General features: G+C 38.7%; 11 protein-coding genes. 10 read left to right on the forward strand and 1 reads right to left on the reverse strand.

Features of this window, described 5'->3' with window-relative positions:
• Positions 1–591 precede the first annotated feature (591 nt).
• Positions 592–1,371, reverse strand: a complete 780-nt coding sequence (locus C558_RS0129725; RefSeq protein WP_018759933.1) for an alpha/beta fold hydrolase — start codon at positions 1,369–1,371, stop codon at positions 592–594.
• A gap of 406 nt (positions 1,372–1,777) precedes the next feature.
• Between C558_RS0129725 and C558_RS0129730 the strand changes: the two genes are divergently transcribed.
• The 10 genes from C558_RS0129730 (at position 1,778) to C558_RS0129775 (ending at position 9,313) form a co-directional block, all read left to right on the forward strand.
• The gene (locus C558_RS0129730) at positions 1,778–2,332 is read left to right on the forward strand and encodes a 2'-5' RNA ligase family protein (protein ID WP_018759934.1); all 555 of its coding nucleotides are present in this window, start codon (positions 1,778–1,780) and stop codon (positions 2,330–2,332) included.
• A gap of 683 nt (positions 2,333–3,015) precedes the next feature.
• A complete protein-coding gene (locus C558_RS0129740) occupies positions 3,016–3,435 on the forward strand; it encodes a hypothetical protein (RefSeq protein ID WP_018759936.1) in 420 nt (139 codons plus the stop codon).
• A gap of 235 nt (positions 3,436–3,670) precedes the next feature.
• A complete protein-coding gene (locus C558_RS0129745; RefSeq protein ID WP_018759937.1) occupies positions 3,671–4,180 on the forward strand; it encodes a GNAT family N-acetyltransferase in 510 nt (169 codons plus the stop codon).
• 172 nt (positions 4,181–4,352) lie between these two features.
• On the forward strand, positions 4,353–5,153 hold the full coding sequence (locus C558_RS0129750) for a hypothetical protein (RefSeq protein ID WP_018759938.1): 801 nt from the start codon (positions 4,353–4,355) through the stop codon (positions 5,151–5,153).
• 173 nt (positions 5,154–5,326) lie between these two features.
• Positions 5,327–6,004, forward strand: coding sequence for a response regulator transcription factor (locus C558_RS0129755; protein WP_018759939.1), 678 nt, complete (start codon positions 5,327–5,329; stop codon positions 6,002–6,004).
• The gene (locus C558_RS0129760; protein ID WP_018759940.1) at positions 6,001–7,008 is read left to right on the forward strand and encodes a sensor histidine kinase; all 1,008 of its coding nucleotides are present in this window, start codon (positions 6,001–6,003) and stop codon (positions 7,006–7,008) included. The genes C558_RS0129755 and C558_RS0129760 overlap by 4 nt, the downstream gene beginning before the upstream one ends.
• An 83-nt stretch (positions 7,009–7,091) precedes the next feature.
• Positions 7,092–7,814 (forward strand): ABC transporter ATP-binding protein, encoded by a 723-nt coding sequence (locus tag C558_RS0129765; protein ID WP_245583908.1) that lies wholly within the window; start codon positions 7,092–7,094, stop codon positions 7,812–7,814.
• Positions 7,811–8,221, forward strand: a complete 411-nt coding sequence (locus C558_RS34870; RefSeq protein ID WP_245583909.1) for a hypothetical protein — start codon at positions 7,811–7,813, stop codon at positions 8,219–8,221. The genes C558_RS0129765 and C558_RS34870 overlap by 4 nt, the downstream gene beginning before the upstream one ends.
• Entirely contained in the window at positions 8,187–8,558 is a 372-nt protein-coding gene (locus C558_RS34875) for a hypothetical protein (protein ID WP_245583910.1), read from the forward strand. Before C558_RS34870 ends, C558_RS34875 begins: the two co-directional genes overlap by 35 nt.
• A complete protein-coding gene (locus C558_RS0129775) occupies positions 8,555–9,313 on the forward strand; it encodes an ABC transporter permease (protein ID WP_018759943.1) in 759 nt (252 codons plus the stop codon). The genes C558_RS34875 and C558_RS0129775 overlap by 4 nt, the downstream gene beginning before the upstream one ends.
• Positions 9,314–9,685: the final 372 nt, after the last annotated feature.

A 9,685-nucleotide genomic window follows, 5' to 3' on the forward strand; every position in this document is an offset into this window, starting at 1 on the left:
GAACCGGATCATAAGCCTCGCACCTTTTCTGGACAGGGAAAATCTCGAGAAGTTGATTGGTGGAGTCGAAGCTGAATATCTTAGCCCGGATCTGCTGGCAAGTCTTGCTCCTTTCGTCGATCAAGGGACATTGAGCAGAATGGTGACAAACTTATTAAATAAAGTAAAGTAGACATGTATATCGGAGATTGGTGATGCATGGACCGTCGGCGATCCCCAAAGCTACCGGCTTGAAATTTCGGTAGCTTTTTGTTTGGATTTTCGGATCATTGTGAACCAGCAATACACAGAAACCTTCCAAAGTTTTATTGTTGTCACGACACCAAGAGGCCAAACCGATTGTCGCAGACGCTGCTACTGGCTGCGGTAGTCTTGAGAAAATAAAGCATTAGACTGAAAAATAAAGGATTCGATTGTTGAGAATAAAGTTCTGGACTAGGCAACGGCGTTAATCTAACGGGACACGATAGTTCAGTACCAAAAGGGCTGCCGAGTGGCAGCCCTTTATTCCACTAACTGGCGGATTTGCTCAATCATCGGGCATTATCGGACTATATTTATGGGGAGCGATGGTGCGGCTAATCCGAGTCGTTATGCAAAAGAAGATAATAATTGGTTGAATCTATCGCGCTCCTCTAAAAAAGCGCAATGACCGCTGTATTGGAACGGAACTAGCTTCGAATTTTTGATCAGCTTATTTGTTTCCTCAGCTTGGGTAAACGGAACGACTTTATCATGAATTCCGTGAATAATTAATGTGGGTACATCGATCTGACCGAGATCGTTATAAACATTTTCATCTCTAAGCGTGACCATAATGGCGGAAGTCGCCCAATTCGCCGCTTGTAATCCCATTAAAACGAACCAATCGGATTTCGGTTCGGAAATATACTGAAAGAAAAAAATTCCCGTTTGGTCTTGCAGCATTTGCGGTCGGTCATGATTTGTATCTTCGATGATTTTATTTGTAAATTCTTTTGGAACGCTAGATGGAGAGGCAGCGTCGATCAGGACGAGTTTAGATACCCCATACCCTTTGTAACGAGCCATATAACGAATCGAGATCGCGCCTCCGGTAGAGTGTCCTGCCAGTGTTATGTTTCTTAACTGTAACGCCTCGATGACCATGCGGACATCATCTGCTAATCTATCGAAATTGTACCCGTCGAATGGTTTATCCGAATTGCCGTATCCTCTCCAGTCCATTCCGATACAACGATATCCGAGCTTAGGAAGGAAATTGAACTGATATTCGAACTGGTTATGGTTTAGCGGCCATCCATGAATAAAAAGTATCGTTTTATTTCCCTTCGGATTGATGTCCTCTATAAATACTTTTACGCCCGGTTCCACAGTAACGAAGTATCCCAAGTGTATCGCCTCATTTTTTTTAAATGTACTTCCCCATTAAGATATTCGCCCTAGGCATTGTGAGTGCCCTAATTTCGGCGTCAAATTGGGTTTAGATAGTACGTAGAGATTTCTGAGGAATAGCTTGAGTGAAACAATTTCTTCAGATCATTGAGCTAACGGGACACAATAGCTTAGTAAATAACAAAAACGCGGCTGCGTATGGATCGGCAGCCGCGTTGTGCTAACGAGAGTTTAACACTAAAGCAGGATTTTGGAAAATACTTGAGGAATGCTTTCTAAAACATAAATGTTCGGAAAGTTGATGATCGAAATGAATAGGAATGCTCCGAGAAAAATACATATTATTGGTTCGACTTAATGTAAATGGATGCAAGTGTTTAAAAGTATAAAGGGGTGTGTAAAAATGCATTTTTTCATAGGAATCATTCCACCTGAAGATTACAAAGAACAAATTTCGGTATTTCGTAATAAATGGGCTAAGGCATTTCGAAATCGATGGGATAATAACGACTTTAGGGATCCTGTGGAGCCCCATATTACTGTTAAAGCCCAAAGTGGACTTACGGAGGATATGAATTGGCTTGAAAAAGTAAGAGAAACTTGTTCTTCATTTCCAATCTTCCAGTTAACTTTGTCTGAACCAGCAACATTCGGAACAGCTGTTACATTCCTTAGCGTTGAATCGAAAGAGATATATAATCTACACAAGAACTTGGTAGATGCGGTTTCCCCACCGTCCGAACTTATTGATAGGTATATAGAGTTGGATCACTTCATTCCACATTTGACTTTGGGTCAAACAAAATGGGGCATGAATGAAGCAGAAATTATAGAAATGCAATTGGCTGCGAGAGAAGCATTATCTCCTTTTCCAAGCTTCGATGTAACATTTGTGCGGGTATTTGATATCAAAAAAAACGCACCTTTTGAAGATATCAAACTTGCTAAGTTGTTCTAATTAGATCATTGAACTAACGGGACACGATAGTTGAATCATGATATAGCGGCAGCAGGTCAAACGATCAGCTGCCTTTTTCATTGATGTAACGGGCAGTTTAACGTAACAAACTGGCGAAAGATTGGGGCATGATCTACATCTAACCCCCCATTTAATAAGTAATAAGCTACATTTTGACAAAAATTTAGTGTTGCCTTTCTTTTTCCATTATTTTACTAATGTGATATACTATTCATTATTCTTGTTGCCACAAATTATTAGTAAGGGGTCGATCATATTGCAATTAAAATCAAGAAAGCCCTTAGTCTACTTAATGATTATAGGTGTAATAATCTGGCTAGCGGGGATCGTAAGTAGTGGGATATATTATTTTAAAGTATTTGCTAACCATGACAATTTCAATAGTGATCCAAGTCCTGTTCCTATGTTTGTATTTGCATTCATCGGTGGACTAGGCTTCCTGTTAGCGGTAATCTCTACTTTAATATATTTCGCATCTCTCCTAAAAAACAGACAATAAGACAGTTAAACATTATCATCAAATATCACTATGTAAGCCTGAAGTTACTAGGCTTTACTAGAGGATCGGGAAAAATAAGGTTTCGTATTAAGCTATCGGGACACTGTGGAATAAAGTGATACGGGCAGCACTAAGTAAAGAGTAATTTAATTATGGGGGTATCATGAGAAAAAGGTTAAAAAAGAAATTAGGTTTACCTTGGTTATATTCAAATAATGTTCTGCTAAATGCAGTTCGTCTGAGCCGAAAGAATAAGCGTAAAAAGAGTTATTACGTTCTACGATATGATTGGATTCCAATAGGTGCAAAGGATTATGAAGCCTTATGCAGAGAATATTGGGTTGATGAAGCCCGAACAAGCGAGTATACATATGCCACCCATTGGCTAATTACTTTAGTTTATAATGACCACATTGTCCCACGTATTTTAATCACACCTACAGCTAGTGACGGAAGTAGTCCAAGCAATTCCCCTGTGCGAATGAATATTTTTGATAGAAATCATTTGCCTTCATTGGATTCCGTGCTACTTATTTATAATCAACTTGTGCAAACGATGCTCAATGATGAATCTTGGATTTAATAATTAAATTTCACTTCGAATCATTGCGCTAACGGGACACAATAGCTTAATAAATAACTAAGACGCGGCAGCCGCGTTACGCTAACGGGCAGTTTTGCGTGGTGGCAGACTGATACCTCCGCATGAATATGCAGAAAAGAACGGTTTAAATTAAATTCAATCTTCCATTTATTGGGGTTTTATTGGATGATTATTAGATTAATAGAAGTTTGATTTGAAGGTGGGGGGAAGAATAATGGAGTTACTCATAGATAAGGTGAATCCCGACAGGAAAGAAATATTAAAAAATCTAATGACGTTGCATTTACACGACTTATCCGAATTCATTGATAACATCAGTTTGAATTCGAACAATGGTCTTTTCGAATTCGATGTACTTGACTGGTTTTTTGAGAAAGAGGGACTCACACCATTTTTTATCAACTTAAATGGTGAACCAGTAGGCTTTATTCTATTACAAAGTGGTCCATATTCAAATCAAGAATATGCAGATTATGTGTTGAATTCCTTCTTTATAATCAAGAATCAGAGAAGGAAAGGGATTGGAAAATCTGCTTGTAACAAGTTCTTTGAAATGTATCCTGGTAGATATGCAATTGGTCAGGCACAAACCAATATTCCAGCAGTAAAATTTTGGAGGAACGTATATGAATCATATGGGGTAAATCCTTATGAAAAAGAAGAAATTGAGGATGGAATTAAGATGGTATATCAATACTTTAAGACACATTCATCATTGCGCTAACGGGACACTATAGCTTAATAAATAGCTAAGACACGGCTGCCGACATGGATCGGCAGCCGTGTTACGCTAACGGGCAGGTTAGTTTCAATAATACAGAAACTTTACCAAATGCCAGGATTGAATGGGTGATAAAATTAATTATCAAGTAACTAACTTGGGAGGTATAGCAGCTATGACGATTAACCGTGAGACAATTATAAAAGCAATTGTTTCAGATCTTGGGAGTGAAGATTACATCTTAGCCATCTGGCTGGAGGGAGCGGATGGCACAAAAAGTTTGGACGAGTATTCAGACATCGATTTGGTTTGCTATACGAAAGAAGGCTTCATAGATGATGCGTTCACCCGATTGGATGATTGTTTGCGTCGATTGAGAGAAGTAGATGTTGCCTACGAACAGCCTGGTCGACCCACTAATAACCGCTATAAGGTATATCACCTACAGGAGACACCAGATAGTCTCTTGGTTGATGTGACAATCCAGAGCGAGAGTTTTCCTGTTTCGTTCATTAACGAAGACGAGAGCGTCGTACCAGTTATATTGGTGGACAAGGCGGGTATTGTGAAATATCAAAACGTTGATCTTGCTTCTCATCGCTCACAATTACATACTCAGTTGATACAAGCACAGGGCATTTACAGTCAAAGGAGCAGAGCAGTCAAATATACAAAACGAGGGTTTTTTTTAGAATCCTTGATTTACTATCAGAAGTATGTTTTGAATCCACTTGTGGATGTACTTCGGCTAATCTATACACCATTCCAAGCTGACTGCTTTCTGGTTCATGCGTCTCGTGATTTTCCTATCGAAGTGGTGTTAACCCTGGAAAAGCTTTATGGTGTAAAAACCGTACAAGATATAACAGAAGGAATCAATCTGGCAGACGAATTGTTTTGTAATGCCGTAGCAGAGGCAGATGTCATGCTCTCACAAACTTATGTAGGCGAAAGTAGAACAGATTCAAACACATAAGTATAGCAATTTTCTGATTTCATTACTCTAACGGAGAACGATAGTTCAAATTGTATATAGGCTGCCATATGGCAGCCTTTTAACGAACGATAAAATTGTCTTAACTGGAAAGCATTTCTTAGATTGTGTTAATCTGTCTAATAGTGAACTCAATTTAGAGAGAGGGATGTTACTTGAAAAGAAACGTATTATATATTGAAGATAATGAGAAAATAGGCAGTTGGGTAAAAGAAGAATTGGAACAGCGAGGATTTTTAGTTCAGTGGCTGCTTTCTGGTGAAGGAGCCGAAAGAGAAGTAAACCAGCATGAAATCGTTATTTTGGATATCATGTTACCTGGTATAGACGGATTTACTGTGGGAAAACGATTAAAAAAGGCAGCTCCTGCTGTTCCTATTTTGCTGTTATCTGCTCGAACATCGATAGATGATAAGGTAGATGGTTTACAATTTGCTGATGACTATTTAACAAAACCATTCCATATGGATGAATTAATTGCAAGATTAGAAGTATTAATCCGTCGAAGTGGTGGAACACATTCCGAACGCATTTCATTAGGACATCATATTGAAGTAGATCCAGAAGCCCAAATGGTATTTGATAAACGCACAGGAGAAGAAATTATATTAACAGGTAAACAACATCAAATATTAATGTACTTCTTACGTCACCCTAATCAAGTTTTACCAAAAGAGCAAATCTATGAAGCAATTTGGCAAGAAACTTATATCACTGGTGATAAAACAATAATGGTACATATCCATCGATTGCGTCAAAAGTTGGAACGTCATCCAGATTCCCCAGAGATTATTGAAACATTGAAGGGAATAGGCTATCGGGTGAAACTATGAAACAGACTAGATCATTATTTCGTCATTATCTAAAAGTACATTTTCTATTTATCTTTTTTCCACCAATTGTGCTTCTATTCTTCTCTACGTTCATGGGGTTTTCTAACAATGGAGAACAACTGAATACGTTAAATCTATTATACGTTACATTACTTTTGTTTGGTTTTATTATTGTCGCATTTGTTATAATATCTTGGCTTTTCTTCTTGAGACTTCGTAAACGTCTCACCCGCTTACAGGAAGTCATGTCATTTTCAGCTAATAATAACTCATTTCCTATACCTGTATCTATTCAAAGTGATCGCATGGATGAAATAGACCAGTTAGGAAGTTCTTTTAATTGGATGATTCAGCAGCTTGAAGAAAGTCGCAGGCGAGAAAATGAAGAGGAATTATTACGACATCGACTCATTGCGAATATATCTCACGACTTACGGACGCCACTTACCATTTTGAGAGGACATGTCACCAGATTAATTAAAGAATCAATGAGTTTAGAAGGACAAAACTCATTAATAGAGATGAACCATACGATTACAAGAGTCGGAGATCTAATGGATGATTTACTTTCCTATACATTGCTTACATCAGGGAAACATCCTTTTCATCCCACTTCAACAGATATTGTACGTATAGTAAGAGCATCTGTTGCTGCGTGGTATCCTGTATTTGAAGGAAAAGAAATTCAGCTCGATATTGATTTACCGACAGAGGAGACTTTTTATTGGGAAGCAGATCCTAAATGGATGAAACGGGTTCTGGATAATCTATTTCAGAATATTCTTCGCCATGCAGCAGAGGGGAACTATGCAAATATTGTGGTTGATGTAGAAAAAGAACTGATCATTGTTGCAGACAGAGGTCCAGGTATGGATAACTCTTCCTATGAGGGTGGGGCGGGGATTGGTTTATCGACTTTAAATTATATGTTGAAAAAAATGAAGCTGAAAGCTGACTTTATATCAAATGAAAATGGTACAAGAGTAGTTATTGGTAGAGCTTAACCTAAAGTTAACCCAGAAGTAAACAGCATGATAACCGAGATGTAACTTTGCTTCTTTATAATTAGAACCATAACAGAAAGGAAGTGTTATGGTTGCTTACAATTAATAACTTAGTCAAACATCGCGGAACTCAAGAAATCTTATCAGGTATCAGTTTTAAAGCTAGACCCGGTAGAGTAACTGGCTTTTTAGGTCCAAATGGGGCAGGTAAAAGTTCTACACTTCGCATCTTGCTTGGACTAGATCGTGCCACCTCAGGGAGTGCACTAATTAATGGAAAGCCATTCGCAGAAATACATAATCCTCTTGCAACAGTAGGGGCCGCACTTGATGGATTTGGAGCTCATCGTATGCGAACAGGACGGGCACACTTGCGTTGGATTGCTCGTGCCGCAGGATTGCCTCGCTCACGTGTCGAGGAAGTTCTGGAAATAGTAGGTCTTACTAATGCAGCTGGGAAAAGAGTTGGGCATTATTCCCTTGGTATGGGGAGAAGACTTGGAATGGCAGCTGCATTACTTGGTGATCCAAAAATATTGGTTTTAGATGAACCCGTAAACGGGCTCGACCCAGAAGGAATTCGCTTTATTCGGACATTTTTACGTGAACGTGCTGAGTCTGGAAACACGGTGTTGCTATCCAGTCATTTAATGGGAGAGCTTGCACAGACGGTTGATGATGTGGTGATTATTCATCATGGAAAAATCGTTGCCGATGGAACATTGGAAGAAGTAATAAGTAACCATTCCACGCTAGAGGAAGCCTTTTTTGCTCTAACATCTGAAAATGCAGGTGCTGTTGTATGAGAGCATTTAACGCGGAACTATCTAAATTGTTCTCCCTGCCAGGCATTTGGCTAGCATTTCTTATTGGAGCATTTGCCCCAGCGGTCGTTGCTGCCTTGGACTGTATAGCAGAAAAAAAGGATATTATAGCTGGAGTTAGCACACGGCTATCGGAAGTTGGCTATATTGGATTAGGTTTTGGTGTGCAAGGTGTCATTATTCTTGGTGTGCTTGCTGTCAGCAGTGAGTATTTGACAGAGAGCAGTGAATCTGGTGGAGGACAACAAATTACAACAAACAAGTTTAACTGTTGTTTCATCTCGATTTCATTTTTTGCTGGCAAAAGCAGGCGCTGTGACAGTGATCAGCATACTGCTCTGTATCGTTGCTATTATGACAACGGTGTCAACAACGCATCTTATTCTTGATGAATATGCCCCTGCATTTGAATGGTCTAGACTTATCGGTGTAGTTTATTATTGGAAATTAACTGCTCTTTTAGCATTCGGGATTACTGTTCTAACTAAGAATGGCATTATCCCGCTTGCTGTGCTCATGATAAATTCATCCTTTGTATCATTTAGTTACCTGCTTTCTAGGGTTACAAAGTTGGCGTTTTATTTACCAGATAGGGCTGGCACTGATATGTTTATGAGCGATAGATTTCACACCCCGTTCACAGGCGGTTTAGTCATGTTTGCCTGGGTAGTCGTTCTTTTCATTGTTGCAGCTATTGTATTCCATAGGAGGGACGTTGCATCATGAGTGTCTCATCTAGTAGAAAGTTAACACAAATCCTTGGTGCTGAACTGGATAAATTAGTTACATTACCATGGATATGGCTCACTCTTATTGGTACATTCATTCTTAATTTAGTTTTAGCCGCAGCTTTTACTTCTGCTGGTCTACAAGGAGTAGCAGGAACGCAAAGTATACTGAATATAGGACTTGCTTCTATGGGATATCTTCAAGCAGGGTTCATTATTCTTGGTATCTTAGCTACTTGTTCGGAGTATACTGGTGGACAGATTCGAACTACTTTAACTACGATACCTTGGCGTGGGTTTCAATTATCCACGAAGCTTTTGGCATTAGCGATTATAACCATTCCTGTGGCGTTTATTATTGCTGCATCAGGTGTACTATATACTTTTATTAGGATGAGAGACACAGCAGTAGTGATTGAAATAGACACAATGATAAAATCATTAGTAGGTGCAACAGGCTATCTAACATTAACCACACTTCTCAGTGCAGCTATAGGTGCTTTATTAAGACGAACCACTCCTGCTATAGTGTTACTGCTTAGTTATTATTTCATTGTCAGTCCATTGTCGAGAGATTTTCTACCTAGTATTAAAAATTATTTTCCGGATACGGCAGGATATTATATGTATATGCCGCCTTCCACTGATGAAATAAATGTCCTTACATCAATGCAAGGGGCAGGTATTTCAATGTTATGGACACTGATCTTTATTACAGTAGCTATTGTATTTTACCGTAAACGAGATGCTTAAGTTTAGGTTTCATAATTTTTACAAAATAAGGAAATGAATTCACCTCTCTGGAAAAGGATTGGCTTTAACCGATTTATGAAGAGCGAAAGCGAAGAACTTTTGAGTTAGAAGTCAAAATAATTGATGAATTGTTGAAAAAAGGTTGTAAATTGTCTTATGAATTGGTTTCGAGAAGTTTTTTAGTTGGGGGATATGGATTGTGTAAGGTAACTATAAAATAATAAAATAAATAATCATGTCGGTTGACAAAAACATAGTAACATTAGAAGCCGCTGATTTGATATTATCCCCTTATGGTTGACAGTGAAGAAAAGTCCACTGGTACAATGGACTTGAAAGCTGCAACCGGAGGGGATTTTTCATGGCAAAAAA

The organism is Paenibacillus terrigena DSM 21567, assembly GCF_000374845.1.
GTDB classification, from domain to species: Bacteria; Bacillota; Bacilli; order Paenibacillales; family Paenibacillaceae; genus Paenibacillus_K; species Paenibacillus_K terrigena.

Excerpts from the sequence above, each read along its gene's own strand:
- C558_RS0129730 (WP_018759934.1), top strand. The coding sequence starts at position 1,778 with ATGCATTTTTTCATAGGAATCATTCCACCTGAAGATTACAAAGAACAA.
- C558_RS0129740 (WP_018759936.1), top strand. The coding sequence starts at position 3,016 with ATGAGAAAAAGGTTAAAAAAGAAATTAGGTTTACCTTGGTTATATTCA.
- C558_RS0129745 (WP_018759937.1), top strand. The coding sequence starts at position 3,671 with ATGGAGTTACTCATAGATAAGGTGAATCCCGACAGGAAAGAAATATTA.
- C558_RS0129750 (WP_018759938.1), top strand. The coding sequence starts at position 4,353 with ATGACGATTAACCGTGAGACAATTATAAAAGCAATTGTTTCAGATCTT.
- C558_RS0129760 (WP_018759940.1), top strand. The coding sequence starts at position 6,001 with ATGAAACAGACTAGATCATTATTTCGTCATTATCTAAAAGTACATTTT.
- C558_RS34870 (WP_245583909.1), top strand. The coding sequence starts at position 7,811 with ATGAGAGCATTTAACGCGGAACTATCTAAATTGTTCTCCCTGCCAGGC.
- C558_RS34875 (WP_245583910.1), top strand. The coding sequence starts at position 8,187 with ATGACAACGGTGTCAACAACGCATCTTATTCTTGATGAATATGCCCCT.
- C558_RS0129775 (WP_018759943.1), top strand. The coding sequence starts at position 8,555 with ATGAGTGTCTCATCTAGTAGAAAGTTAACACAAATCCTTGGTGCTGAA.